General features: G+C 40.1%; 1 pseudogene. It reads right to left on the reverse strand.

The annotated features are described in order from the left end of the window. Nucleotides 1-237 (reverse strand): annotated as a pseudogene (locus ACGF5R_RS24945) (Rha family transcriptional regulator); the annotation flags it as partial.

The following is a 237-nucleotide window of genomic DNA, read 5'->3' on the forward strand; positions in this document are numbered from 1 at the left end:
CTCGTAACTGTAGCTCATTGCCATCAAACAGGATTCACGTTTGAAGAATCGGTAAATATCTCTTTCAACTTCCCCACCCGTGCCATTTATGAAAGTATCAACTGAAAAAAATTTTTCACTTGCCTGCCCAAGAACTTTTGGTACTTTTTTCATAAAACTACGATGCTCAAGCTTCCTGTATTTTTTGCACGGAAAACCCATTCCTTCCGCTTCCGCTTTGGCTTTCCTTTCGTCATT

Source organism: Photorhabdus sp. RM71S, assembly GCF_042879355.1.
Classification (GTDB): domain Bacteria; phylum Pseudomonadota; class Gammaproteobacteria; order Enterobacterales; family Enterobacteriaceae; genus Photorhabdus; species Photorhabdus kayaii.